28 protein-coding genes are annotated in these 25,404 nt (G+C 64.0%); 11 read left to right on the forward strand and 17 right to left on the reverse strand.

The annotated features are described in order from the left end of the window. Nucleotides 1-176: 176 nt before the first annotated feature. The 5 genes from OX460_RS04260 to OX460_RS04280 all read right to left on the reverse strand — a co-directional run bounded on the left by OX460_RS04260 (nucleotide 177) and on the right by OX460_RS04280 (nucleotide 5,809). A complete protein-coding gene (locus OX460_RS04260; RefSeq protein ID WP_289897783.1) occupies nucleotides 177-3,041 on the reverse strand; it encodes a pitrilysin family protein in 2,865 nt (954 codons plus the stop codon). An 88-nt stretch (nucleotides 3,042-3,129) separates the two neighbouring features. Beyond that, entirely contained in the window at nucleotides 3,130-3,462 is a 333-nt protein-coding gene (locus OX460_RS04265) for a type II toxin-antitoxin system RelE/ParE family toxin (RefSeq protein WP_289897784.1), read from the reverse strand. A gap of 1 nt (nucleotide 3,463) precedes the next feature. Next, entirely contained in the window at nucleotides 3,464-3,751 is a 288-nt protein-coding gene (locus OX460_RS04270; protein ID WP_289897785.1) for a type II toxin-antitoxin system Phd/YefM family antitoxin, read from the reverse strand. A gap of 70 nt (nucleotides 3,752-3,821) precedes the next feature. Next, nucleotides 3,822-4,808, reverse strand: coding sequence for a diguanylate cyclase (locus tag OX460_RS04275; protein WP_289897786.1), 987 nt, complete (start codon nucleotides 4,806-4,808; stop codon nucleotides 3,822-3,824). 101 nt (nucleotides 4,809-4,909) lie between these two features. Beyond that, nucleotides 4,910-5,809, reverse strand: coding sequence for a sensor histidine kinase (locus OX460_RS04280; protein ID WP_289897787.1), 900 nt, complete (start codon nucleotides 5,807-5,809; stop codon nucleotides 4,910-4,912). Nucleotides 5,810-6,097: 288 nt separating this feature from the next. Between OX460_RS04280 and queE the strand changes: the two genes are divergently transcribed. The 8 genes from queE (at nucleotide 6,098) to OX460_RS04320 (ending at nucleotide 14,746) form a co-directional block, all read left to right on the forward strand. Next, nucleotides 6,098-6,733, forward strand: coding sequence for a 7-carboxy-7-deazaguanine synthase (gene queE / locus OX460_RS04285; RefSeq protein WP_289897788.1), 636 nt, complete (start codon nucleotides 6,098-6,100; stop codon nucleotides 6,731-6,733). A gap of 10 nt (nucleotides 6,734-6,743) precedes the next feature. Continuing rightward, on the forward strand, nucleotides 6,744-7,190 hold the full coding sequence (queD, locus tag OX460_RS04290) for a 6-carboxytetrahydropterin synthase QueD (protein ID WP_035819191.1): 447 nt from the start codon (nucleotides 6,744-6,746) through the stop codon (nucleotides 7,188-7,190). Further along, nucleotides 7,183-7,692 carry a tRNA adenosine(34) deaminase TadA gene (gene tadA, locus OX460_RS04295; protein WP_289897789.1) on the forward strand — a complete coding sequence of 170 codons (510 nt, stop codon included), beginning with the start codon at nucleotides 7,183-7,185 and terminating at the stop codon, nucleotides 7,690-7,692. The genes queD and tadA overlap by 8 nt, the downstream gene beginning before the upstream one ends. 245 nt (nucleotides 7,693-7,937) lie before the next feature. Then, on the forward strand, nucleotides 7,938-10,301 hold the full coding sequence (locus tag OX460_RS04300; RefSeq protein ID WP_289897790.1) for a TonB-dependent hemoglobin/transferrin/lactoferrin family receptor: 2,364 nt from the start codon (nucleotides 7,938-7,940) through the stop codon (nucleotides 10,299-10,301). A gap of 61 nt (nucleotides 10,302-10,362) precedes the next feature. Next, the gene (locus OX460_RS04305) at nucleotides 10,363-11,517 is read left to right on the forward strand and encodes a ChuX/HutX family heme-like substrate-binding protein (RefSeq protein WP_289897791.1); all 1,155 of its coding nucleotides are present in this window, start codon (nucleotides 10,363-10,365) and stop codon (nucleotides 11,515-11,517) included. A gap of 163 nt (nucleotides 11,518-11,680) precedes the next feature. Then, nucleotides 11,681-12,598: an alpha/beta hydrolase gene (locus OX460_RS04310; protein WP_289897792.1), complete on the forward strand. Its 918-nt coding sequence runs from the start codon at nucleotides 11,681-11,683 to the stop codon at nucleotides 12,596-12,598. Nucleotides 12,599-12,635: 37 nt separating this feature from the next. After that, nucleotides 12,636-13,553 (forward strand): muramoyltetrapeptide carboxypeptidase, encoded by a 918-nt coding sequence (ldcA, locus tag OX460_RS04315; RefSeq protein ID WP_289897793.1) that lies wholly within the window; start codon nucleotides 12,636-12,638, stop codon nucleotides 13,551-13,553. Between the two features lie 14 nt (nucleotides 13,554-13,567). Beyond that, entirely contained in the window at nucleotides 13,568-14,746 is a 1,179-nt protein-coding gene (locus OX460_RS04320; protein WP_289897794.1) for a DUF418 domain-containing protein, read from the forward strand. On the opposite strand, the gene OX460_RS04325 is transcribed toward OX460_RS04320, so the two are convergent. Continuing rightward, nucleotides 14,743-15,456: an SOS response-associated peptidase family protein gene (locus OX460_RS04325; protein ID WP_289897795.1), complete on the reverse strand. Its 714-nt coding sequence runs from the start codon at nucleotides 15,454-15,456 to the stop codon at nucleotides 14,743-14,745. The genes OX460_RS04320 and OX460_RS04325 overlap by 4 nt on opposite strands. 144 nt (nucleotides 15,457-15,600) lie before the next feature. On the opposite strand from OX460_RS04325, the gene OX460_RS04330 reads away from it, so the two are divergent. After that, the gene (locus OX460_RS04330) at nucleotides 15,601-15,822 is read left to right on the forward strand and encodes a hypothetical protein (protein ID WP_289897796.1); all 222 of its coding nucleotides are present in this window, start codon (nucleotides 15,601-15,603) and stop codon (nucleotides 15,820-15,822) included. 7 nt (nucleotides 15,823-15,829) lie between these two features. Here OX460_RS04330 and OX460_RS04335 read toward each other — a convergent pair whose 3' ends face one another. The 6 genes from OX460_RS04335 to OX460_RS04360 all read right to left on the reverse strand — a co-directional run bounded on the left by OX460_RS04335 (nucleotide 15,830) and on the right by OX460_RS04360 (nucleotide 19,313). Next, entirely contained in the window at nucleotides 15,830-16,075 is a 246-nt protein-coding gene (locus tag OX460_RS04335; RefSeq protein ID WP_289897797.1) for a hypothetical protein, read from the reverse strand. Nucleotides 16,076-16,146: 71 nt separating this feature from the next. Continuing rightward, nucleotides 16,147-16,476, reverse strand: coding sequence for a hypothetical protein (locus OX460_RS04340; RefSeq protein WP_289897798.1), 330 nt, complete (start codon nucleotides 16,474-16,476; stop codon nucleotides 16,147-16,149). A 227-nt stretch (nucleotides 16,477-16,703) separates the two neighbouring features. After that, nucleotides 16,704-16,910, reverse strand: a complete 207-nt coding sequence (locus tag OX460_RS04345) for a hypothetical protein (protein WP_289897799.1) — start codon at nucleotides 16,908-16,910, stop codon at nucleotides 16,704-16,706. Between the two features lie 101 nt (nucleotides 16,911-17,011). Beyond that, nucleotides 17,012-17,581, reverse strand: coding sequence for a manganese efflux pump MntP (gene mntP, locus OX460_RS04350; protein WP_289897800.1), 570 nt, complete (start codon nucleotides 17,579-17,581; stop codon nucleotides 17,012-17,014). A gap of 179 nt (nucleotides 17,582-17,760) precedes the next feature. Beyond that, nucleotides 17,761-18,615: an undecaprenyl-diphosphate phosphatase gene (locus tag OX460_RS04355; protein WP_289897801.1), complete on the reverse strand. Its 855-nt coding sequence runs from the start codon at nucleotides 18,613-18,615 to the stop codon at nucleotides 17,761-17,763. A 77-nt stretch (nucleotides 18,616-18,692) separates the two neighbouring features. After that, nucleotides 18,693-19,313: a LysE family transporter gene (locus tag OX460_RS04360; protein WP_289897802.1), complete on the reverse strand. Its 621-nt coding sequence runs from the start codon at nucleotides 19,311-19,313 to the stop codon at nucleotides 18,693-18,695. Between the two features lie 172 nt (nucleotides 19,314-19,485). On the opposite strand from OX460_RS04360, the gene OX460_RS04365 reads away from it, so the two are divergent. Continuing rightward, on the forward strand, nucleotides 19,486-20,373 hold the full coding sequence (locus tag OX460_RS04365; RefSeq protein ID WP_289897803.1) for a LysR substrate-binding domain-containing protein: 888 nt from the start codon (nucleotides 19,486-19,488) through the stop codon (nucleotides 20,371-20,373). Nucleotides 20,374-20,382: 9 nt separating this feature from the next. Here OX460_RS04365 and OX460_RS04370 read toward each other — a convergent pair whose 3' ends face one another. Continuing rightward, nucleotides 20,383-21,246, reverse strand: coding sequence for an alpha/beta hydrolase-fold protein (locus tag OX460_RS04370; protein WP_289897804.1), 864 nt, complete (start codon nucleotides 21,244-21,246; stop codon nucleotides 20,383-20,385). Nucleotides 21,247-21,343: 97 nt separating this feature from the next. Beyond that, complete coding sequence (locus OX460_RS04375; protein WP_289897805.1) at nucleotides 21,344-21,985, reverse strand: hypothetical protein; 642 nt, start codon at nucleotides 21,983-21,985, stop codon at nucleotides 21,344-21,346. Between the two features lie 162 nt (nucleotides 21,986-22,147). On the opposite strand from OX460_RS04375, the gene OX460_RS04380 reads away from it, so the two are divergent. Further along, nucleotides 22,148-22,576 (forward strand): SMI1/KNR4 family protein, encoded by a 429-nt coding sequence (locus tag OX460_RS04380; protein ID WP_289897806.1) that lies wholly within the window; start codon nucleotides 22,148-22,150, stop codon nucleotides 22,574-22,576. Here the strand turns inward: OX460_RS04380 and OX460_RS04385 are convergent. From OX460_RS04385 to OX460_RS04395, 3 genes are all read right to left on the reverse strand, one after another. After that, a complete protein-coding gene (locus tag OX460_RS04385) occupies nucleotides 22,573-22,905 on the reverse strand; it encodes a hypothetical protein (RefSeq protein ID WP_099667867.1) in 333 nt (110 codons plus the stop codon). The two genes, OX460_RS04380 and OX460_RS04385, sit on opposite strands and share 4 nt — an antisense overlap. Before the next feature lie 26 nt (nucleotides 22,906-22,931). Next, complete coding sequence (locus OX460_RS04390) at nucleotides 22,932-23,618, reverse strand: hypothetical protein (RefSeq protein WP_289897807.1); 687 nt, start codon at nucleotides 23,616-23,618, stop codon at nucleotides 22,932-22,934. A gap of 98 nt (nucleotides 23,619-23,716) precedes the next feature. Beyond that, a complete protein-coding gene (locus OX460_RS04395) occupies nucleotides 23,717-25,387 on the reverse strand; it encodes a DUF6138 family protein (RefSeq protein WP_289897808.1) in 1,671 nt (556 codons plus the stop codon). Nucleotides 25,388-25,404 lie beyond the last annotated feature (17 nt).

The raw sequence follows: 25,404 nt of genomic DNA on the forward strand, positions 1-25,404 counted from the left end.
TGTCATGGTTTTCACTCGGGAAGAGTCGAAAAACAGTATGGGGATAACCAGATTGCCAAGATGCTACTTTCCGACCAAGGCCGGGATTTGCGGAATGAAGGCGGGTTTGGCCGCGCCGAATGCCAGACCAACCCCATCCGGCAAGCTGCACCGGACGAGGTTGATCTGGCACAAACTTACCTGGCGAAGGCCTGCGCCGCCGGCGTGACGGTGACGGCTGCCGGCTTGATGTCCAGCTTCATCGCGCCGATGACCTTGTCTTCATCGAGCAGGGCCTGCGGCTTGTTGCCGTCGTACTTGATGGGCGAAAACGCGTCGCTGACGAGCTTATCCTTCAAGCCTGCCGCATCCTTGGCGACGATGACCACGGACAGGTTCTTCGCCGACAGGTGCTGTTTGATGGCGCGGTTGACGTCGGCCAGCGTCAGTTTCGACAAGCCGTCTCGCATCAGCTTGGTGAACTCGGGCGTGCCATACCATTGCGAGTCGAGTGCATAGCCCAGCTGCTGGTCTTGCGTCGAGGTCATGACAAACACGTTCTTCATCAGGTAGTCGCGCGTGGTGGCGAAATCGTCCTGCGTCAAGCCATTGTCGATCAGCTTGCCCAGCTCCGTCAGGGCCACGCGCAGGGCGAAATGGGCGTTGTCCGGCGCCACGGGGCGGATCCAGATTTCGAACAGCTGCGCCTTGCGGCCCAGGTTCGGGTTCGGGAAGAACTGGTACATGCCGCGCGGGAAGGCTTCGATGTACGCGTAATCGCCATAGTTCATGCCGCGGATTTCGCGGATGCGCTGGTACAGGTAGGAATTCGAGGCGCGGTGCTCACCCAGCCACGTCTTCGCCAGCCACAGGGCGGGGAAGTCCGGGTGCGTGCGCGTCACGTCCAGCGGCAAGCCGAAGGAAATGGCCGTGGCGCGCGTGTTTTTCTCGATGATTTCCACTTCCAGTCCCTGCGCCTTGCGGCCCGCGGGTTTCACGGTGGCGGGCAAGCCGGGGCCGGCCGGCAAGCTTGCCAGCGCCTGCGTCAGCGAGGCCGTCATGGCGTCCGACACGTCGCCGGAAATGCCGACCTTGACGGCGCCTTGCGCATACGCGCTCTTCCAGAACTGTTTCACGTCGTCGAGGGTGATGGCGTCGATGCCGGCGACCGTGCCCAGCACGGGGTGGCCGTACGGCGTGCCCGCATACACATTCGTTTGCAGGCGTTCCTTGGCGAATTCCTCTTCGTTATTGTCCTTCAGGTCCAGCAGCAGCGCGTTCTTTTGCGCATCCTTCAGGCGGCGGAAGTCGTCTTCGCGAAAACCGGGCGAGAGCAGCAGCGGCAGGGCGATGGCGTTGAACTGGGTCCAGTTATCCCGGTGGATGGAACCCGTAAACGTCGTCATTTCCTTGTCCGTCTGCTGGCTGAAACTGCCGGCCAGCGGGAACAGGGCCTGGTTGACTTCGTCGATCTTGCGCTCGGACGAACCACCGGACGCCACCATGGACGCCGTCAGCGCGGCCAGGCCTTCCTTGCCTTGCGGGTCTTGCGCGGAACCGGCCGTAAACAGCAGCTTGTAGCGGATTTGCGGCAGCGCCGACTTTTGCACCAGCACGTCGAACTTCGCGGTCGGGGCGGCCGGCAGCAGGCTGGCCAGCGTCGGCGTGGCGGCGATGGCGGCGGCCATCGGCTGGTGCGACAGGGTCGTCACCACCAGGCCCTCGTCCGTCAGGTATTTGCGCGCGGCCGCCTGCAGGTCGGCCGGCGTGAGCGTATCGATCAGGCGGTAGTACTGGTTGATGGTGGCATACGAGCGGTCGAAATGCACGAAGGAAGCCAGGGTGCCGGCGATCTGCTCCGTGTTGTCGAGCGAGCGGATCAATCCGTATTTTTCCGCCGACTTGGCGTCCGCCAGGTCTTTGTCGCTGACGGGCGTATCGCGCAGCTGCGCCACGGTGGCCAGGATGGCGTTGCGCACGTAGACGGCGTCGTCGATGTTTTTCACGCGCGCGCCCAGCACGGCCAGGGTCGGGTCGACCCGGTCCGGCGTCATGTCGAACAACTGGTCGACCTTTTGCTCGTTCTGCACCAGGCGTTTATATAAAGGCGAGGTGCGGCCGAACGACAGCGACAGCAGGGTCGCCAGCGCCGCCTGGTCCTTGTCCTTCACGGAAAACGCGGGCGCGTGGAAGCCCACGGCCACCCACGGCAGGGTCGGCGTGGGCCAGGCCACATGCTTGTAGACGGGGCCGCGTGGCTTTGGTTCCACGGGCACGGCCGCCTGCTGCTTGCCGCGCTGCCAGTTGCTCCAGTATTTTTCCACCAGCGCGATCGCTTGCTGCGGTTCCACGTCGCCGGCGATGATGATGGTGGTGCGCTCGGGACGGTACCAGCGGTCGAAGAAGAGCTTCGAATACGCGTACTGGTTCGGCATGTCTTCGATGTCCTGAATGAAACCCATCGTCGTGTGCTTGTAGGTATGCGTCGTGTAGGCGCTGTCGCGCATCACTTCAAACAGTTTCGACACGGGATTGGCGCTGTTCTTGTTGTATTCGCCCAGCACGGCCCGCGATTCCGTCTTGAACGCGTCTTCCGCATAGTCGAGGTGCTGGAAGCGGTCCGCTTCCACCTTCAGCACGGTTTCCAGGTCTTGCTTGGCAAACGTCGTGTGGTAATTGGTCAAGTCGTCGCTCGTATACGCATTCTGGCGCGCGCCGGCGCGGGTGATGACTTCCTGGTATTTCTCGGGCGGATACGCCTTGGTGCCGCGGAACATCATGTGTTCGAAGAAGTGGGCGAAACCGGACTTGCCCGGCTCGACTTCGTTGCGCGAACCCGTCTGCACGGGAATCTGCAGCGAGACGAGGTTCGGGAAGCCGGTCGGCACGATGATGATCTTCAAGCCGTTGGGCAAGGTCTTTTCCGTCGCCTTGAATGGCAGCAGATCGGCCTTGCTGGCCGCGGCGCCATGGGCGGCGGCCGGTTTGACGGGCGCGGCGCCCAGGTTCGACGCGGCCATGGCCGACAGGGCCAGGGCGAAAGCGGGTAATAAAGCGGGCATGATTCTTGACACGAAGGCTCCTTCTTTTTTGGATGTTATGAAAGTGCAACGCCGCAGCATAGAATATTCGTGCCGCCCTGCATAGGGGCTAACAGTCGGGCCGCAGGATGCGCGCCGTCAAGTGGGCGAGGAAGTCGCGTTTGGTGGGCAGGAACATGCGGATGTACACGGTGTCGTGCGCGCGGTCATGGTGGTAGACGACGCGGATCTCTTCGCACAGGCGTTGCCGCACATCCATGCCGACTTCGCGGGCGGCCTCGACGGGCGTGCCGCTGTCGGGGAAGGTCTTGAGATCGGCGAATAATTGCCGGAAAGCTGCGATGAACTGCGCGTACGCTGCCGCCGTGTGGTGCGCCTTGCAGTCGCTGCGCAGCTCGTTGAAATCGGCTTGCGCGCTTTTCAGCACGACGATGCGCGCCATGTCAGTCCTGATCGAGGCTGGCCAGGAAGTCTTCTTCGGACACCACGTCGCCGCGCGCGATGTCCTGGTTGCCCATGGCGATCAGTTTCATGAATGCATGCTGCTCCTGCATCTGCCGCGCTTGCCGCTTGCCTTCCTGATACGCGTGCATGGACAGCACGACCATTTTCGCTTCGCCATTTTGCGTGATGATGATGGGTTCGTCCTGGCCCGCGTCGAAGCTGTTGACGATGTCCGTCGTATGGGCCTTGAGATAGGAAATCGGCTTGATGCGTTCCTTGAGGTCCATGGCGGCTCCGAATGCGAAAAACTGTGATAGGACTAAATATACACCAAATTTGGTCGTGCTTCCCTGTTGCCTACGTGAGCGTCGTTTCCGGCAGGCTGATGCGGTTGCGGCCCAGGTGCTTGGCGCGGTACAGGGCGCAGTCGGCCGTGTGGATCAGCTGTCCCAGTTCCGTGCCGGGGCCGGGCAGGGCCGTGGCGGCGCCGATGCTGACGGTGACGCAGGCGCCGTCGGGACGCTTGCGGGGCAGTTGCAGCCGTTCCACGCGCTGGCGGATGCGTTCGGCCACGATGGCCGCGCCCTTGAGCGACTGGTTCGGCAGGATCACGGCAAATTCTTCGCCGCCATAGCGGGCCACCAGGTCGTTCGTGCGCATTTCGCTGGCCACGGCGCCGGCCACCTTGCGCAGGCACAGGTCGCCGCCCTGGTGGCCGTGGCTGTCGTTGTATTCCTTGAAATTGTCGACGTCGACCATCAGCAGCGACAGGGGCTGGCCCTGCCGCTGGGCGCGTTGCCACTCGGCCAGGATGGTGTCGTCGAAGCAGCGCCGGTTTGCCAGGCCCGTCAGGCCGTCGCGCGTGGCCAGGCGTTCCAGTTCCACGTGCGCGCGTTTTTCATCCGTCATGTCGCGCAGGGTTTCGACGACGGCGATCAGCTCGTCGTGATTGCCATAGATGGGACTGGCATCGACGGCCAGGTAGCGCCGCCGCCCCGTGCGCGGCATGTCGCACCAGTTTTCCGCGCACAGATTGCCGCCCGTGCTGCTGCGGTATTGCTGCTGGGCGTGCAGCGCGCGCATGTCGCCGCCGCGCCCGGCCAGCAGCAGGTCGGCCAGGGTGGGGCGCTCGTCGTTGTAGAAGCAGCGGCCCGGCTCGCGCGTGTGCAGCACTTCGGCCGCCGGCACGCCCGTCAGCTGCTCGCAGGCGCGGTTCCAGATCATGACCTGGCCATGCACGTCGAGGACAAAGGTGGGCACCACCAGCAATTCCATCATCTTGACGGCAAAACCCTGAGCTGCATCGCAGGGCGATGCGCTGGCATGAGCATGGCTATCCGGCATGTAAGCATCCTTCTTGGGGTGAATGGGGCTGGCTCGTTGGCCATGATGCAGCGCAGCGGGACGGAGGGTGTTGATATTGAGCAATATTTATGGTGCCACGATCAGTCGTGCAGCACGGGCGCCTCCTCGCAGGCGGCCAGCGGCAGGGACAGGCGCAAGGTGGTGCCGGCGCCGCTGCGGCTTTCGATGTGCAGGCTGCCGCCGGCGGCGGCCACGCGCTCATGCATGCCGGACAGGCCGCAACCGAGGCGCGGTGGCGAGCCCGACAGCCCGACGCCGTCATCGCTGATGCGGCATGCCAGGGTGGCCCCCGCTTGCTGCAGGCTCAGCTGGACATGCGTGGCGCGCGCATGGCGGGCGATGTTCGCCAGCGCTTCCTGCAGCACGTGATACAGCAGGGGGCCGTGCGCGCTGCCGGCGGCGGCGTCGAGCCGGTAGTCGCAGCTGCAATCGATGCCCGTGGTGCGCTTGAAATCGGCCAGCAAGCCGTCGCACGCCGCTTGCAGGCCCGCGTCGAGGGCGGGCGGGCGCAGGTCGTGGATGACGCAGCGCAGCGCCGCGATGCTGAGGTCGATATTGCGCGCCATCATGTCCAGTTGGCGCGCCAGCAAGGGGGCGGCGTCGTGCGTGCTGGTCTGCAGCATGGCCAGGTCGATTTTCAGGGTCAGCAGATGCTGGCCCAGGTCGTCGTGGATGTCGCGCCCGATGCGCAGGCGTTCCTGCGCGCGCGCCTTGTGCTGTTCGCCGGCCAGGCGCGCCTGTTCCGCCTCCGCGCGCAACTGCTCCAGTGCCTGCAGGCGCAGCGCCAGGCGGTGCTGGCGCCACAGCAGCAGCGCCAGCGCGCCGAGCAGGACGGCACAGGCCAGCATCAAGGGGGAGGGCGTGCCGGCCTGCTGCATCGGCCCGGCGGCATGGCTGGCGTGCAGGGCCGCGAGTGCGGCCGCCGCCAGGCAGGCCAGAATACTCAGGCGGTACGGCGGGCGTAGCCAGCGTTGCGGCATGTCCATGCTCCCTTAATGTTTTCCATCAGGCAATGTTCTTACAGAAAATATATTAACTTGGGATCATTTACATTGTCTAAACGCAAAAGCCGCGCAGTTATGCCTGCCCATGTCGATTTCCGGCCCCGGACGCCGCAGCGGCAGGCGGCGGGCACGGCATTTGCACGGGAAGTGTCGCGGCGGCATATAATAGAGGGTTGTCAATCGGCTTTTGCGGTAACGGCGCCACGCGCCAGCCCCGATGCGTTCGCCCTGCGCGATGACGCCAGCCAGCTCTTAGGAAATACAGTGACTTATAGCATCAAAGAGATTTTTTATACCCTGCAGGGCGAAGGTGCGCACGCGGGCCGTCCGGCCGTGTTTTGCCGCTTTTCCGGCTGCAACCTGTGGACGGGCCGCGAAAGCGACCGCGCCACGGCCGTGTGCCAGTTCTGCGATACGGATTTCGTCGGCACGGACGGCGAACTGGGCGGCAAGTTCAAGACGCCGCAGGAATTGGCCGCGCTGATCGACAGCCTGTGGCCCGCCAGCTACGCGCCCAGCAAATACGTGGTGTTTACGGGCGGCGAACCGCTGCTGCAACTGGATGCGGCGCTGATCGACGCCATGCATGCGGTCGGCTTCACCATCGCCATCGAAACTAACGGCACCTTGCCCGTGCCGGCCGGCGTGGACTGGATCTGCGTCAGCCCGAAGATGGGTTCCACCCTGGTGGTGCACAAAGGCAATGAAATCAAGGTGGTCATCCCCCAGTTCCAGCAAGACCTGGCCGCCTACGAACAACTGGACTTCGAGAACTTCTTCGTGCAGGCGATGGACGGCCCCCTGGCCGCGCACAACATGAAGCTGGCCATCGAAACATGCAAAAGCAACCCGAAGTGGAAGCTGAGCCTGCAAACCCATAAACTCCTGCAAATCCCTTAAAACAAATAATATGCTGACTATCACACGCAAGCTCGAATTCGACGCGGGCCACCGCATTCCCGACCACAAAAGCCAGTGCCGCAACCTGCACGGTCACCGCTACACGGTGGAAATCACCCTGGTCGGCAAGGTCATCGAAGCGGAAGGCAATTCCGACAATGGCATGATCATGGACTTTTCCGACGTGAAAACCCTGGCCAAGCAGCACCTGGTCGATGTGTGGGACCACGCCTTCCTCGTCTACGAAAAAGATACGGCCGTGCGCGACTTCCTGGCCAGCCTGCCCGACCATAAAACCGTCGTCATCGACCGCATTCCGACCGTGGAAAACCTGGCGCGCATCGCCTTCGAGATCCTGAAAGCCGCATTTACCGACCATTTCGGCACGGGCTTGCACCTGCATAAGCTGGTGCTGCATGAAACGCCGAATTGCTGGGCAGAAGTGACCGATGACTGAAACGCACGCTAGCGCGCAGGACGCGCGCTACATGCAGCTGGCCCTGGAACAGGCCCAGCACGCATGGGACCTGGGTGAAGTGCCCGTCGGCGCCGTCGTCGTCAAGGATGGGGTAGTCATCGCCGTCGGCTACAACCAGCCCATCGGCCGCCACGACCCCACGGCGCATGCGGAAGTCATGGCCTTGCGCGCGGCCGCCGAAAAGCTGGGCAACTACCGCTTGCCCGGCTGCGAACTGTACGTGACCCTGGAACCGTGCGTGATGTGCTCGGGCGCCATGCTGCATGCGCGCCTGGCGCGCGTCGTGTACGGCGCGGGCGACCCGAAGACGGGCGCCTGCGGTTCCGTGCTGAACCTGTTCGCGCAGCCGGCGCTGAACCACCAGACGGCCATCGCTGGCGGCGTGCTGGCCGACGAGTGCGGCGCTTTCCTCAAGCGTTTTTTTGCCGAGCGCCGCCGTGCGCAGGCGGAAGCGCGCAAGCTGGCCCATCCTCCGGCCTGATTTTGGCCCAGTCAGGGCAGGGCCGCCATGGCCTTGTCCCGCGCGTCTGCCATGCCAGCCACCCCGGCTGGCATTTTTCATAATTGTTGCGAAATAACATCTGTCTAGACCACTTTGCCATTCTCAAATGAGAATGATTCGTGTTACAGTATTGTTTTCGCCAGCAAACTTTCCTTATACATCGTTAACACTTTCGTTATCGATCCGGGTTCAAGAGCCAGCCTTTACTCTTCCACCGGATCATCATGACTACTGTGCCTACGCAGCGCCTCGCTGCACCCGTCGTATCCCCAGCTCACCTGCCTGTCCGCCGCCATAACCTGGTGCTGCGCGCAGCCTTGCTGGGCCTGTTCGCCGCGCCGCTGCTGCCCGTGGCCGCGCAAAACGCCGCCATCAATGCAGGCACGGCCGCGCAGGAACCGGCCAAGCTGCCTGTCTTCCCGGAAATCGTCGTGAACGCCAAACAGGATTACGAGCGCCGCGCGGGCACCAAGACGGTGATCCGCAGCGACGACCTGGAGCGCCGCAACGTGACGGACATGGCCGGCGTCGTGCGCTATCAGCCGCTGATCAGCACGTCAATGGCGGCCTCGGGCGGCGGCGGCATGTGGGATGGCGCGGGCAATACCGGTTACAACATCCGCGGCCTGGAAGGCAACCGGGTCAGCCTGGAACTCGACGGCATTTCCCTGCCCGACGCGGCACCCAAGCCGGACAGCAGTAACATGAACGCCTTCGGCATGGGCCGCGATTATTTTGATCCAGAAACTTTCCGCGAAGTGCGCATCGATTCGGGCACGACGGCCGTCAGCGGCGCCAATCCCGGCCTGGGCGGCGGCGTGGCCTTCATCACCAAGTCGCCCGAAGATTACCTGGGCGAAGGGGTGGACCATTATGTGGCGTATAAATACGGCCGCGCCACGGTGGACCGCAGCAATGCGCACACCCTGACGGGCGCCGCCAAGATCGGCGCCAATCTGCAAGGCCTGGCCGTGTACGTGCACCGCGATGGCGAGCAGCTGGACAGCCGCGGCAGCGCCACCGTCAACCCGGATGACTGGCATTCGAACGCCTTGCTGTCGAAGCTGGTGTGGGCCTTGCCGGGCGAACAAAAGCTGGACTTGACGGTCGACATGTTCGAACGCAAGAACAAGCGCGACCTCAACAATAAAGTCAGCGCCATGTACCCGGACGGCGTGCAGCAGGATTCCACCACCAAGCGCACCCGCGTCAGCCTGGGCCACGAGGTGGTGCTGAAGGATTTCGCCCTGTTCGACCGCCTGACCTCGAAAGTCTATCTGCAGAATGCGAAGATCGAGGACAAGAGCAAAGGCCGCTATGTCTACCGCGGCAACTCCCAGCGCGCCATCGACACCAGCTTCAAGAATGACAGCATCGGCCTGACCTCGGAAGCGTTCAAGCAGCTCAACGCCGACAACGCGCTGCTGTACGGCGTGCAGCTGGAACAGGCCAAATCGCGCCGCCCCTGGATGGAAGACCGCACCCTCATCGCCACGGGCGAGCACCAGATCACGCGCAAGAACCGCATGGCCGACATGGATGCCACCAAGCTGGCCCTGTACGTGCGCGACGACCTCAGTTTCGACCTGGGCGGCAAGAAAGCCGTGCTGACGCCGGGCCTGCGTGCCGACTACCGCAAGCTGGAGCCGAAAAACCTGCAAAACTACCTGATCGGCGTGCCGAATGCGGCCAAGGAAGTGCGCAAGGAGAGCGATTCCTACTTCACGCCGAGCCTGAGCCTGTCCGTGGAAGTGCTGCCGCAAATGCAAGCCTACGCCACGTTCACGCGCGGCACGCGCCTGCCGACGGCGATCGAACGCACGGGTACCTATGATTCCATCAGCTATACGGGCACGGGGAATGGCTATGCCGTGCTGGGCAATCCGAATCTGGGCAAGGAAACCAGCAAGGCGTATGAACTGGGGCTTAAAGGCGACGTGACCAGGGGCTTGAGCATGCAGGCGTCCGTCTACCAGACGGAGTACAAGAACATGATCGAGTACGTGGCGCAAGAGCTGGATCCGGTGAATTACCCGACCCTCACCCTGGGCCTGTTCCGTCCGGAAAACATCGGCAATGCGCGCACCTGGGGCGCCGAGCTGAGCCTGCGCGCGGAGTTGGGAACCTGGTTGCCGGCCATGCAGGGCTACCGCGTCGACCTGGCCACGGGCGTGGCCAAGGGCCGCTCCTTCAATACCCTGACGGGCGAGAGCGGCGGCCTGGCCTCGGTGGCGCCGGCCAAGACGGCGCTGACCTTCGGCTATGACCATACGAACAAGTTGTTCGGCCTGGAACTGACGGCGCTGCATGCCGGCGAGAAACAGGCGCCGAACGATTTGCTGATGGGCGGGACCGCGCCGCTCTTCAAGGTGCCGTCGTACACCATCTTCGACCTGTCGACCTACTGGAACGTGCACAAGAACGCCAAGATCATCGTCGGCGTGTACAACTTGACGGATCGCAAGTACTGGGATTACGCCGCCGCGCGCAGCCTGGCCGCCGGCACCACGGCTGCCAGCCGCCTGGAGATCGAGCGCTACGCCAAGCCGGGCCGCAACGTCGCCGCCAGCCTCAGCGTCAACTATTGATTTTTACCGGGGAGGGGTGCTTGCCCCTCTTTTTTTCCATGTTTGATTGAATGGTCTCTCTATGAAGTTATCCAAACTCGTTCTATCCCTGCTAGGCAGCCTGCTGATCGCAAACGCATACGCGGCCCCAGCCACTTTGGCGGAACGCTGGTCCACCTTGCGCACGGAGCAGCCGAAGCTGCAGATCCGCGACGCGGCGCGCGCGCTGGGTGTATCCGAAGCGCAATTGCTGGCAACCAACATCGGCAAGGGTGTCACGCGCCTGCAGGCCGACGGCAACCAGCCGCGCGAAATCATGCGCGCCGCGCTGGACCTGGGCACCGTGCAAGCGATCACGCGCAATGAAAACGGCGTCATCGAAACGACGGGCGTCGCCAGCAAATTCAAGCAGGCGGGCGACAAGTCCGAGCAGGCCGACGCCAAGGACCCGGAAACGGAAGCGCGCCAGCGCAATATCGCGGGCGGTTATCTGGGCGGCCAGATCGACCTGCGTTTCCACTTTGAAAACTGGAAATACGCATTTGCGGTAGAACAAGCAGGCCGCGATGGCAAGCCGACGCGCAGCCTGCAATTCTTCGACGCCAACGGCACGGCCGTGCACAAGATCTACCTGCGCAACGAGCCGGGCGTGGCCGTCTACGATAAATTGGTGGCCACCTTCCGCATGCCCCAGCAAAGCGCGGAGCTGAACGTGCTGGCCGTGGCGCCGAAAGCGGCGGAAAAGCCGGATGCCGAGATCGACGTCAAGGAATTCCAGCTGGCCTGGAAAGACATGACGGACGTGCACCAGTTTGCGCAAATCATGCGCGAATTCCACCTGTCGCGCGAACAGGCCCTGCGCCTGGCGCCGGCCGGCGTGGTCGAACGCGTGACGCCAGCGGCGCTGCGCACCCTGCTGGAAAACGCGGCCAAGGACAAGGTCGCCATTATGGTGTTCCTGGGCAATGAAGGCTTGACGCAGATCTACAGCGGCAAGATCGGGAAAACCATGGCCGCCGGCGGCTTCTTCAACGTGCTGGACCCGGACTTCAACCTGCATATCCGCGACACGGCCCTGCGCAGCGGCTGGATCGTCAAGCGCGGCGGCGTCACTTCCGTCGAGTTCTTCGACAACGATGGCACGCAAGTGGTCTCCTTCTTCGGCGTGCGCGAGCGCGGCAAACCGCAGCCGCAAAGCTGGGTGGACCTGGCCGATTCCTTGCCTAAGGCCAAGTAAGCAGTAGCGATGATTCTGCACGGTTGCCGCGCGCCGTACCGGCGCGGCAACACTTCAGCTTGTGTACCGCGTGCCGGTCTCATGTCTGAAGCACAATAGTGGTATGCTGATTGCAAGGCCGCAGCGATCGTGCCTGCGTGCTGGTTCCTGAAGAGAGGCAATCATGGCAACCATCATGGCGAACGGCCTCAACATAGCTTATGAGAGCCACGGCAACCCCGATGACCCGTGCGTGCTGCTGGTCATGGGCCTGGGCATGCAACTGATCGCCTGGCCGGCGGACTTCGTCGAAGGCATCGTCGAGCAAGGCTTCCGGGTGGTGCGTTTCGACAACCGCGACAGCGGCCTGTCGAGCAAGATGGCGCTGGCGGGCAAGCCGTATCTGCCGCTGGCCTACGTGAAAAACCTGCTGGGCTGGCCCCTCAAGACTTCCTACACCCTCGATGACATGGCGGACGATGCGCTGGGCTTGCTGGCATCCCTGCGGATTGCCCAGGCGCACGTGATCGGCGTGTCGATGGGCGGCATGATCGCGCAAGTGATGGCGGCGCGCGCGCCGCTGCAGGTGCTCAGCCTGACCTCCATCATGTCGAGCAGCGGCCGGCGCGGCTTGCCCGGCCCCACGCGGGCCGCGCGCAATGCGCTGCTGCAACGCTCGAAACGCAACGCCAGCCGCGCCGAACTGATGGCGCACATGGCCGCCACCGTGCGCGTGATCGGCAGTCCCGCTTATCCCGTGTCGGAAAAACTGCTGTACCAGCGTATCGAAGCGGCACTGCAGCGGGGCAGTTGCCCCGAAGGCGTGGCGCGGCAAATGGTGGCGATCGCCGCCTCGGGCGAGCGCACGGCCTTGCTGCCAAGCATCAGTTGTCCGGCGCTGGTGATCCATGGCGCGGCCGACCCCTTGATCCCCGTCGCCTGCGGCATCGATACGGCGGCGCTGATCCCCGGCGCCCGGCTGGAAGTGATCGAAGGCATGGGGCACGACATGCCGCCCCAGCTGATCGAGCGCCTGCTCGCCTTGATCGATGTGCATCTGCAAGGTAAGATGGCGCCCCAGATGCGCTCCCAGCCAGCTTGAGCCAGGCGCGCCCACCACTTGACTAGCCAGGCATATTTTGAAGACACCTGAGATTGGCATCGCCATCGTCGCGCCGGGCGGTTGTGCGCCCGACGAGGCGGCTTTGGCGCGCGGCATCGCCCGCTTGCAGGCGCAAGGCGCCACCGTCCACAATTACTACGACCCCGACCGCACATTCCAGCGCTTCGGCGGCACGGATGCGGGCCGCCTGGCGCAGCTGAACGCGGCGGCCGCCGACCCGGCCGTGCAGGTGGTGATCGCCTTGCGCGGCAGCTACGGCATCAGCCGCATCCTGCCCGATATCGATTTCGACCGCATGGCGGACAGCGGCAAGCTGTTTGTCGGCTACAGCGATTTTACGGCCTTCCACATGGGCTTGCTGGCAAAAACGGGGCGCGCCAGCTTTGCCGGCCCCATGATCTGCGATGATTTTATCCGCGACGAGCCCGAGCAATTTACGCTGGATCAACTATGGTCGTGCCTGGCCGGTCCCACGCACACGGTCGCGGGCGCGGCGGCGGGCAATCCGCAGGTCGAGCTGAGCGGGCAACTGTGGGGCGGCAATCTGGCCATGCTGGTTCACTTGCTGGGCACGCCATATTTCCCCCAGATCGATGGCGGCATCCTGTTCCTGGAAGACGTCAACGAACACCCATATCGGGTTGAGCGCATGCTGCTGCAACTGCTGCACGCGGGCGTGATCCAGCGCCAGCAAGCGGTCGTGCTCGGTGACTTTTCCGGCTATAAACTGAGCCCCATGGACAAGGGCTACGATGTCGACGCCATGCTGGCCTACGTGCGCGAGCGCCTGCCCGTGCCCGTGCTGACGGGACTGGAATTCGGCCACATCCGCCGCCGCGTCACCTTGCCGTTCGGCGGCCAGGCGCGGCTGCAATCGGATGCGTCCGGTTTCAGCCTGCAGGTGGGCGATTACCCGACCCTGGCGCGCCCCTGAACGTCCTGCACTCCGTGGGCGCCAAGCCCGGACGCCTGCTGCAGCTCGATGTGTTGCGCGGCATCGCCGTGTTTGGCATCTTGCTGGTGAATATCTGGTCGTTCGCCTGGGGCAGCCTGTCCTTGCGCTACGGCACCTTGCCGGCGCAGCCGCCCGTGCTCGACCAGCTCGTCATTTTTGGCGTGGCGGCGTTGGCGCAATTCAAGTTTTACCCCATCTTCGCCTTTCTGTTCGGCGCCGGTTTTGCCTTGCAGACACGTTCCCTGCGGCGCCAGCTGGGGAGCTGGGAGGCGGCGCAAGCGGCTTACCGGCGCCGTTTGCGCTGGCTGCTCGTGTTCGGCCTGCTGCACGGCTTCTGCATCTGGAGCGGCGACGTGCTGACCTCGTATGCCGTCGCCGGCATGCTGGTCCTGCCCCTGCTGTCCGCCAGGCTCAGCCGCGTGCGCAACCGCGCCTGGCTGGTGGCGGCCGGTTTTCTATTATTCATGTGCCTGTTGATTCCTGTGGGCCAGCAGGGTGGCGCGCCGGACATCGCGCGCGACCTGCAAGCCTTTGCGGAGCGCTACGCGGTCTACACGCAGGGCGGCGCATGGGCAGTCGCCAGGCTGCGGGCCAACGATTTCCTCGTGTCCTTGCTGTACTCGGCCGTCATGTTGCCGCATATCATCGTGCTGTTCTTGCTGGGCATCTTGTCCGTGCGTTTCGGCTGGCTGACGCAGCCGCAGCGCCACCAGCGCCTGTGGCGGCGGGTGCGTGCCGTGGGACTGGGAGCGGGCTTGCCGTTCAACCTGCTGGCGGCGGGAGCCGTCGCGTGGCAGGTGGCCGATCCGTATCAAACCGTGTTTGACACGGCCCTGTTCGAAGTGGGCCTGTTCGCCGGCGGACCCGTGCTGGCGGCCGGCTATGTGGCCGCGCTGATGCTGGCCGGCCCCTTCATGCTGCGCTGGCTCGGCGCATGGCTGGCGCCCGTGGGACGCATGGCGCTGAGCAATTACCTGCTGCAATCGCTGATCGGCACCTGGCTGCTGCAGGGGCCGGGCCTGGGCTGGGGCGCAACACTGCGTCCCGCCGAGATGCTGGGCCTGGCGGTCGTGATGATGGCGGGGCAGGTGCTGCTGAGCCGCTACTGGCTGCGCCATTTCAGGCAAGGTCCCATGGAAGCGCTGTGGCGCAGCCTGGCGCGCCTGCCTTAATCCGTACCCCAGTCGAATGCACTTTGCGCCGCGGCCGGCGGCGGCTTGGCCCTGGCGGACGGCACCAGCGGATTGTCGACGGCATGCCATTCGAACAAGTCCACGTCGAGCATGCAGGTGCGCGCCAGGTGCAGCGCCTGCTCGGGCGTCAGGGCGGGGTCCAGCCAGCGGTGCGCGTCTTCCCTGCTGACGGCCACGGGGCGGCGGTCGTGGATGTCGACCATGCCGCCCATGCTGTCGGCCGTCACCAGTACGAAGCCCGCTTCTTCCCGATTGACCTTGTAGGGACCGAACTGGGCCAGCGCCAGCAGGAACAGGGGCGCGCGGTCCTTGCGGTGGATGTGCCACGGCTGCTTGCCGCCTTTCTCACCCGTCCATTCATACCAGCCGGAAACGCAGACGATGCCGCGCCCCGCGCGCAGCAAGGGTTTCCAGTAGGCGCCGGCGAGCTTTTCCAGGCGGGCATTGATGGCGATGGGGATTTTTTTCTTGCCGGGAGCGGGCGTGGCCGCGGCGGCCCAGGCGGGGCGGTAGCCCCAGAAGACATCGTCGACCCGGTGCACGCCATCCTGGATGTGCAGGATGGGCCGGTAGGTGCCGGGCGAGACGTTCAGGTGCGCTTCCGCCTCGCTGTCGAACACCGCGTCGGTCCAGCCGAAGGATGACGCCAGCACGCGCGCCGTGTCATTTTGATCGAATCGTCCACACATGGGAAAATCATACCCGATCGCCTGCCGGCGCGAGCGCGGCGCGTGCCCTTTTCGTGAGTGTGGTCAAACGTACAGACGTGGGCGGCCGCAAGGCGCACAGTGGAAACCAGTCAGGTCCCTGACGCTTCTTGCATCGGAGGAATTATGCCTTTTGAAAATCCCACCATCCACAAAGGTTTTACCATCAGCGCCACGGCCAGCCAGCGCCGCGATGGCCGCTGGGTCGGCTCGTATGTCAGCCAGAACCAGGCGTGCGGCGCATATGCGGACACCTGCGATTACGACGATTGCAGCAATGAAAAAGAGGCGCAGCAACTGGCGCTGTCCGTCGGCTGGCGTTTGGCCGATGGCATACCGGTACGCTGAAGCGGCCTTAGCGCTTTCCCCGCAGGGCCAGCAGCAAGCCCGCGAACGGCAGCAGCAGGGCGGCGCCCAGCCGTACGGAAGTCAGGGAAGCGATCTCCACGCCCAGCACATGGGGCAAGGCCAGCAGCAACAGGGGAGCGGGCACGGCAATCGCGAAAAAGAACAGGTACCACGAATAGCCATTTTTCTTGGCCAACAAGGCAATCAGGGCGCAGCCGACGAGGAAGAGCAGCGGCAAGTTCACATATTCCATGGTGCTGAGTTTTCATCCGGGAAAGCGCGTCATTATACGCGCGCCCGGGGCGCCGGTTTGGCTTGCCGGCGTCAGTTGCCGACGAAATCCGGCGGCTGCGGCGCCTGCGTACCGGCCTGTGTACCGGCCTGCGTATCCGCGAGCGGCACCTCGGCCGGCAGCAGCGCCTTGATGGCGCCGTTATAGATGAGTTCCTGGGCGTACGCCGAGGCCTCGATCAAGGCCGCATGCACGGATTTGAAACTGCTCGGCGTTTCAATCAGCACGGGCTTGGCATACGCCTGCAAGGTATCGCCGCGTTTGCTGATCAAGATCATGCCCCGGTAGCGCCCATCCTTCTCCAGCGCCCCCGTCACATGAAATTCATAACCCCTGATCTGGTGTTTTTGTTCCTGATCCATGTCTCCCGCCTCCAATTCCATTGTCACGGCATTGGGCCATCAATTCGATAGGAACAGCAGAGTGTTTGACCTGAATCAAGACCGCCATTTCAAGCCACGATTCGACGCAGGTCTCGGCGCTTGTCGCAAGCGTAGCGGATGTGTGGCTGAGAAGCGCAACCGCACTGACGTGCCGTGAGCATCGCCAGCCGCAAAGCGCCCCGCGCAGTAGCTTGCGGCTGCCGTCATCACCCCGCGCGGATGGCACGGATTTGCTGGGCCGTTTCTTCGATCTCCCGATACGCTTCCTGGATATAGCCATTGATCGGGTGCCCGTCCATCCACTCGAAATAGGCGCGCTCGTCGTGTTTGATGGCAAAAGGGACGTGGTGGTCGCGTATCGATTCGGCCGTTTCGCGCACCAGCGCGGCAAAAAGCAGCTCCAGAGTTTCCATGATGGTCACCTTGCGAGACAGGAATGCAGAGCCTTGAATGTAGCACAAAGTGGCGCGTCGCCTGCGCCGCCGGCCATGGCGTGCGCAGGCCTTGCCCGGCCTCAGGCCGGATGGCCGAGATGCTCGTACAGGATCACGCAGCCGATGACGATCAGCACCAGGCCGCCCACCAGCTCGGCGCGCCGGCCCGCCACCGTGCCCAGCACGCGGCCCAGCATCACGCCCAGGGTGACCATGACGAAGGTGGAAAAGCCGATGGCGGCGGCCGTCACGACGATGTTGGCGCCCAGCAAAGCCAGGCCCGCGCCCACCACCATGGCGTCGATGCTGGTGGCCAGGCCCGTCACGGCCAGCACCCAGAACGAGTGCGACTGGGCCGGCGCTTCTTCTTCGTCGGCATCGGAAAGGGCATTGCGTATCATCAGCAAGCCGATGATGCCCAGCAGGCTGAAGGCGATCCAGTGATCCCACGCTTCCACGTAGGGCGCGGCCACGCTGCCCAGGGCCCAGCCGATGATGGGCGTGATGGCTTCGATGACGCCAAAGATCAGCCCCGTGCGCAGCGCTTCGCGCCATTGCGGCTTGTGCAGGGCGGCGCCCTTGCCCACGGCGGCCGCGAAGGCATCGGTGGACATGGCAAGCGAGAGGGCGGCGGTGGCGGCGAAATTCATCGTTGGCTTTCAGTAAAACCTGGCTGGGATAATAAAGCAGCAACGCCGAAGAAAACCGTAGCGAGCGGAAGGGAGTTGCGGTCGAGAAGCGCAACTGTACGCAGGTACAGTGAGCATCGCAGGCCGTAAATCACGACGCGCAGTAGGTTTTATAGGCGTTTAACGCAAACCCGGCGATTTTACCCTACGTACAAGACGATCAAGGAAGCGACCAGGCAATATGCGCCAAAGAAATGCCAGCGCCCCTGTTCCAGCCAGCGCGACAGCCAGAGCAGGGCCAGCAAGCCGGCCAGGAACGACAGCAGCATGCCCAGCAGGCTGGGGCCGAGCAGGTGCAGCAGGCTGTTGCCGTGTTCCAGATGGTCGAGGCTGCCGTTTGCCACGGCCTGGTAGAAGCGCCAGCCTTCCTTGACCAGCACGGCCGGCGTCAGCACGACGGCCAGGGCGAAGCTGAATTCTTCCGCGCGGCGCTGCGGCACGCCCATGGCGATGCCGGCGGAAATGGTGGCGCCCGAGCGGGAAAAGCCCCGGAATGGCAGGCACAGTCCCTGCACGGCGCCGATCACCATTGCCTTGCCGATGGACAAGGTGCCATGCTGGCGCGCCTGCAGGCGCGACGACACAATGATCAGCACGCCTGCGGCGGCCAGGGCGGCGGCCATCAGTTTCGCGTTGCCGAACAGGTGCTCGATTTCAAAGCCGGGCGCATCCTTGCTCATGACGTGCGTAATGCCTTTCAGCAAGCCGAAGCCGACGATGCCCGTCAGGGCCGTGGCGGCCACGAGCAGCAGCACATTGCTGCGGAAGGCGGTGGCCGAGCTGAAATACGTGGCGCGCCAGGATTTCCAGAAATACACGATGACGGCGAACATGGTGCCCGTGTGCAGCATCACCAGCAGCATGGTCAGCTCCGGCGACGTCGGGTCCAGGCCCATCAGCTTTTCCGCCATGATGACGTGGGCGGAGCTGGACACGGGCAGCAGCTCGGCGAAGCCCTGGACGATGGAAAGAATAAATAATTGTAAAAAACTCATGGATATCTGTACTCGGCGGGGTGAAGAAGGGCCGCCGATTTTACCCGCCGGATGTGGCGGGCACGTCCCGCGCCAGATTACAGTTTGTCCATGTTGGCGCAGACGAGGGCGGCGCCCAGCGCCATCAGGACCGCGCCGATCAGCCGGTCGATGCTCCGCTGGTGGCTGACCATGCGCATGCGGAAGCGCGCTTGCGAGAAAAAGACGGCCACCAGGGCGAACCAGGCCAGGTGGATGGCGGACATGCACAGCCCGTAGCCGAACTGGACTGCCAACGGCGTGCCGGGCTGCACCACCTGGGTATAGGTGCTGATGACAAACAGGGTCGTTTTCGGGTTCAGGGCATTGGTCAGTAAGCCGTTGAGCAAGATTTGACGCCGGGGCACGCTGGCGCCGCCGTGCAGGTCGATGACGAGTCCGGCGTTGTTGGCCCAGGTTTTCCAGCCGATCACGGCCAGGTAGAGGGCGCCGGCCAGCTTGATCGCCGTAAATAGTCCAGGCGAACCGGCGATGAGCAGCGCTACGCCAAACATCGTATAGAACACGTGCACTTGCACGCCCAGCGCGATGCCGAGCGCGGCCAGCAGGCCGGCACGGCGGCCATGCAGATAGCTGTTGCGCGTGACCATCGCGAAATCGGGGCCGGGGACGATGGAGGCCAGCAGGGTAATCAGGGCAACGGCAAGCAATGCAATCATGTGTCTTCCTTGGGCAGTGGTGGCGCCCGCACGGCCATCGGTGAGTATTTCTCGCCTGTTGGGCAAGGGCGCGGCGCGCATGCGGGCTGCCGGAAGACAAATTATCGCTAGAATGGCGTTCCATGAAAAACGATGATATCTTGCGGATATGTGTGAGAAAAAGTGACAGATCATGACTAGACAGACGGCGCTGGGCACCTTGCGGTTCTTCGAGGCTGCGGCCAGGCTGGGCAGTTTCGTCCAGGCGGCCGCGGAGCTGCACGTCACGCACGGGGCCGTCAGCCGGCAAATCCGCCTGCTGGAAACGTCGCTGGGCACGCCCCTGTTCGAACGCCGCAACCGCGGCGTGTTCCTCCTGCCGGCGGGCGCGCAGCTGCGCGATGCCGTCCAGCAAGCGTTCGAGCGGCTCGACGCCGCCCTCGACGCCGTGCGCCAGCCGGTGCGCCAGGGGCCGCTGGTGGTGTCGTGCGAGCCGACGATCGCGATGAAATGGCTGATACCGCGCCTCGGCGACTTTTACCAGCGGCATCCCGAGGTGCCGCTGCACCTGTTCGCCTCGGGCGGGCCGGTGGCGTTCCAGCGCGACGCGGTGGACGTGGCGCTGCGCCGCAACGATTTTCTGTGGGATGCGGGCTTGCATGCGGAAAAGGTATGCGATGAATGGATCGCGCCCGTGTGCGCGCCGGCCCTGCTGGGGCAAGGCAGGCTGGACCTGTCCGCGCAGCGCCTGCTGCACACGGCGTCGCGCCCGGCCGCCTGGGCCCACTGGCGTGCCGCCGGCAAGGATGCCGACGGCGGCGGCCAGGGCGGCAGCCAGGCCTACGAGCACTTCTATCTGAGCCTGCAAGCGGCTTGCGCCGGCCTCGGCGTGGCCATCGGCTCAGTCTTCATGGCGCGCGAAGACCTCGACAGCGGGCGCCTGGTCGCGCCCTACGGTTTCCGGCGCGACGGCAGCGCCTATTTCCTGCTGTCGCCGCTGCCATTCGATGGCGATGCGCGCCGCACCACCTTGCTGCACTGGCTGCGCGAGCAGATGGGGCAGGCGTTGCCGGCGCCGTAGCCGTCTTGCTTATTGCGGCGGCGTGGCCGGCTTGAAGACGCTGCGAAACGCTTTCAGGGCGGCCGGGTGATAGATCGTGCCGTGGGTTTCTTCCGGCATCTTTTCCACATGCCATTGCAAGCCGCGCGGCGCCTGTTTTTCCAGCACGTCGGCCAAGCGCTGCACTTCCACGGCGATGCCTGCTTCGCTGCTGGACGCCAGGTACAGGCTGTGCTTGCCCGGCGTGCCTTTCGCCAGCAGGGCTGCCGCCTGGCGCGGCAGGGCGCCATGATTCCACCACAGGCTGGGGTCGAACGCCACGTAATGGTCGAACAGCTGCGGTTCCAGCAGATAGGTTTCCACCACGAACAGGCCACCCAGCGATTCGCCGACGATGGCCGTCTCGCCCGTCGTGCGGTAGCGGCGCTTGATTTCCGGCATCAGCTCATCGCGGATGAAGGCCCGGTAGGCGGACGCGCCACCCACGACGGGAGCGATCTTGCGATCTTCCGCATTCCCGGTCGGCCCCGTCAGGTCGCGCCGGCGCTGCGTGTTTTGCATGCCGACCAGCATGAAGGGGCGCATCGTCCCATTCGCCACTGACACTTGCAGCAAGCCGGCCACGTGCAAAAAGTCTTCGGCCACGCCGCCGTCGGGCATGTACAGCACGGGCAGCGGGGCGTCGGGCGGCGTATCCCAGGCGCGCGCCATGTACACATTGATGTGGCGTTTTTCCTTCAGCGCCTGCGAATCGATGCTGAAACTTTCGCCGATGACGAGCGGCGTGGCTGCGCTGGAGGAAGCGGTAGCGGCGGGCGCGGCATTGGCGAGGTGGAAGGGACTGGACAGCAGCAGGGCGGCGGTAAGGTGCAGTGCAAGGCAAGAGCGGCGCATGGTTTCCTGTAATAAGTAAGTTTGGATCGATGGCATGTACTCGTATAGACATGCCATCAAGCAATTCTATCTCATCTGTCTTGTCTTTGATGCAGCCTTACTTGATCGTCAATAGTTTTCGCTCGCGCACGATACCGGCCTTGTCGATCGTGTAGGCGACCAGCAGCGCGCCATCGTCGGCGCAGGCGTGGCAGGTGATCAGGGGCGTGGAAAACAGCACGCTCTGGCCGCCATCGCCGGTGGCCGTGCTGCCGACGAACTCGGCGGGCGCGAACGGCACGGCGTCCGGGTGGGCGGCGGTAAATGCTTGCCAGGCAGGCGTGGCCCGGTCTTCCTCGCGCACGGAGTGCTCGTCGACATCGATGGCCGCGCCATCGCTGCCGATCAGCAAGGTGCTTTCATTCGTGTTGGCGCGAAACGGATAGGTGACGGTGGCCAGCGCCACCTTGCCCAGCGGGCGCCAGGCAGAGATGTAGCCTGGCATGTTTGCCCCGACCAGCATCCTGGCGGCGGCGATGGCTTGCGGGGGCGCACCGGTACGCTTCATGGTGCGCAGCAGGCAGACGTCGGGCGCCGTGGTCGATGTTTCGCTGCGGCAAGCCGACAGCGAGCTTTCCTGCCACACGGCGCGCGCGTCGATGGGGCCCGTCTCTTCGGCATGGACGGCCTGCATGGCGACCAAAGCGGAAAAGGCCAATACGGCGCAACCGATTACATGGCGGGGAAATTGTTTGGACATGGGGAACTTTCTGTAGCGGAAACAATAGAGCCTCAGATTATAGGAGGGGGCCGACGAGCTTGCGCGCACGGCTGGATGGCCGCTTGACGCCCCGCGTCCGCCCGCCGATGATGGCGCGCTGAGGCAGCCCGCCGCGCGCCTATTCAAAGGAAACCCATCTCTATGCGTCTTGCCCCAGTCATCGCCGCCGTCGCGCCGTACTGGCGTGCCAGTCCTGGCGCCACGCCGGCATCCCTGGCTGCCATCGAACAGGCCATGGGCCTGCCGTTGCCGCCGGATTTACACGACTTCCTGTGCTGGTCCGATGGCGGCGCAGGGGATATCGATGGGCAATCGCTGTCGCTGTGGCCCGCGCGCGAGCTGGTGGCGCTGAATGGCGCGTATCAACTGCAGCGCTACCTGGGCGGCCAGTGCCTGGGGATCGGTTCCGATGGCGGGCCGCTATGCCTGCTGCTCGATTATCGCGCGGGCACTACGCCGGCCCTGGCGTACGTCAACTTCGGCGACCTCGATCCGGCCGAGGTACGCGTCATCGCCCCCGCGTTCGGCGAGGGCATGGCCTTGCTGGCGGCCGGCTTGCGCCTCGATTAACGCTTTTTGGCCGCCGCCTGGCGCAAGGCCTTCGCTTCCTGCTTGTTGGGGATGTGCGGGCGCGTGGCCAGCACCGCCTTGACGGCGGCGATGGCGGCGCCGAACTGCTGCTCGGCCTGCTCTGGGGTGGCGCCTGCATAATCCTGCTGGTTGGATTGCGCGGCACGCAGCCGGCGCAGCAGCGCCAGCAATTGCTTGCCGTGCAGGCTGGCCAGGTCTTGCGCCAGTACCTGCTTGCTCAGCGCACCGTCCACGTGATCGGGATCGAGCAGGCGCAGCAGGGCCAGGCCTGCCGGCTGGGCGACGGGTGTCAGTTTGGGTTTATCCACCGGCAGCCTTAGGGATGAGTGAAGGATTACAGGTATTCCCAGATTTCATCGAAGGTTTCACGCGCGAAATCGTTGCGCCAGGCTTCCGAATTCTTTTCGCGGCTGACGGCAAACACGGCGCGCCAGGTCTGTTTCGGCGAGCTCGTGTAGGTCGCGGCGATCTTTTGCAGGCCGGCCTTGCATTGCTCGGCCTTGCAGCCGCTCTTCGCCAGTTGCTGGGCGGCAGGCGCCCATGCCAGCGGTACCTTGACGATCTGGCATTCGAAGCTGACGGCGGCCGTCTGGATGCCGTTTTCCACCGTCACCGGGTCCGCCTTGGTGGCCTGGCACACGGCGCCCTTCTTGGCGGCGATGACGTTTGCCGCCAGCAATTCGGCGGCCGGCGTCACGGCCGCGCGCATGGTCGCGGGGAACAGGTCGGCGATCAGCTTGCCCGTTTCCGTTGGAAACTTGGCGTCCGCTTCCTTCATGTCGCTGTACGACGCGTATTCGGCGCTCTGGTGGCCGGCCAGGCGGGTGGGGCGCAGGTAGGCGTTGAGCTTGGCGACGCTGGCTTCATCCAGATTGATGATGGTCTTGATGTACAGGTTGGCCGCATCGAGCGGGGCCAGTTCCGCGGCGTCGGCGGCGATGGCGGGCTGGGCCAGCGCCACGGCGGCGGCAAAGCTTGCTGCCAGCAGGAAGGTGCGCGATGTTTGTTGTGTTTGATGCATGTATTTTCTCCACGATTCAATGTCAGGCGCCAAAAGATGCCTTAAAGCAACTCTGGCGCCGCGCATTATATATGGTGAAAGTCATAACGTTGCGCACATTAGGCGCCGGTCTTGCTGGCCGCTTCCAGCAAGGCCAGCAGCAGCTCCTTGCGCCGGCCTTGCGCCTTGCGCGCCAGGGCCGCCAGTTTTTCCAGCTTGCCCCAGATGGGGTACAGCATGTGCTCGACCAGATAGCCTTCCAGTCCTTGCAGTTGCTGGCAGAACAGTTCCAGTTTCTCCACCTCTTCCAGTTCCGCCTGGATTTTGACTTTGGCGTTATCCGTGCACGCCCGCAGGCAGGCCGCCAGCACGGGGATGGACTCCGTCGTCACGCCATGCCGCTCGGCGAAGGCGGCCGTGAACTGATCCTGCACGGACTGGTGTTCCTCGTCGACGTTGGCCATGTAGTGCTGCACCAGCGGGAAATGGCGTGCATCGAGCAAGCCCAGGCCAAACGTGGCGTAACTGCCGGGCATGCAATTCTTTTCGCCTTCCGTGTCGGCATAGAACTCGTATTGCTCGATGGCGGCGCGCGCATACGCTTCCAGTTGCGGCTGCAGCGATGCATGGGCGAGGGCGTTGGCAAAGAAGCGGTGCGTGTCGGAGCGGGCCAGGCCTTTCAAGGGCAGATATTCCTTGACCTTCGATTTGAGCTTGATCTGGTAGCTTTTCGGGAAACCGTTGTTCAGCAGGTGCGTGATGAACGCGAGCGCCTGCGCATACGCGCCTTCTTCTTCCTGGGCAATCGTGATGCTGATCGTGGCAAACACGTCGTTGGCGCGGCATTCCAGCAGCGCATTTTTGACGTGGATGTCGCCGTCGGGGAAGGTGCCGCTGCCTTCCTTGAGCATGCGCACGGCCCGTTCACTGCCCAGTTCACGCGCGATTTCCAGGAATTTCAGGCCCGTCGATTTGGCGTAGCTCGGTTCGTGGCGCAAGATCATCACGGCCCCGTACAGCAGCAGGTCGATCGGTGCCAGCGTCTGGGCATCGGGCGCCGCGCCCGCTTTCAAGGTGTACTCCGTGCCCCTGTAGCTTGAGGTTTGCACGTCATAGAACTGCGGCAAGAACTGTTTTTCCGCCCAGGCCGACACGGCCTGGATGATGTCGCCGCGATGTTCGGCCAGCGCTTGCGGCCGCGACTTGTTCAGCTGTTCGATGCGCTCGAATTGTGCGATGGTCCAGGCGATATCGGGCTGCGGAAACAGCTGGGGATCGAGCAGGTGGCGCGCCAGGAAGAAGGTTTCCAGCTTTTTCGTCGGCCGGTTGCCGCGCTCGAGTTTCTGCGCGACGTAGCTGTGGATGCGCGCGAGCAGGGCGCTGCGCTTGCCTTCGTTGACATGATCGAGCAGATTCAGGTGCAGCGTGCCCTGTGCCGTCTGGAATTTGCCGCGAAAGCTGAAGCGGTAGTCGATCAGGGGCGTGTCGGCCAGCGTTGCCAGCTTCGCTTGCACCATGGCAACCAACTGGGGCGCGATGCCGTCGCGCACGACGGCTTCATCGAGACGCGATGGCGTCCTCTGCGTGAAATCCCCGGCATCGGCCAGATGGTAATCGTCGGCCGTGGTGCGGCCGGGTTTGTAGTCGAGCAAGAGATCGTTAAAGATACCCATTTGCAAGGTGGTCCGATTCACGGCGCTGTCCAGGTCGGTGCGCTTCAGGCGCTCGACAAACCACGCCTCCACGGCCGCCATCATTTCCGCCGTTGCCTGTTCCTGCAGTGTACTCATCCTCTCATGCCTTTCGG

This window comes from Janthinobacterium sp. SUN033 (genome assembly GCF_030397595.1).
Classification (GTDB): Bacteria; Pseudomonadota; Gammaproteobacteria; order Burkholderiales; family Burkholderiaceae_D; genus Janthinobacterium; species Janthinobacterium kumbetense.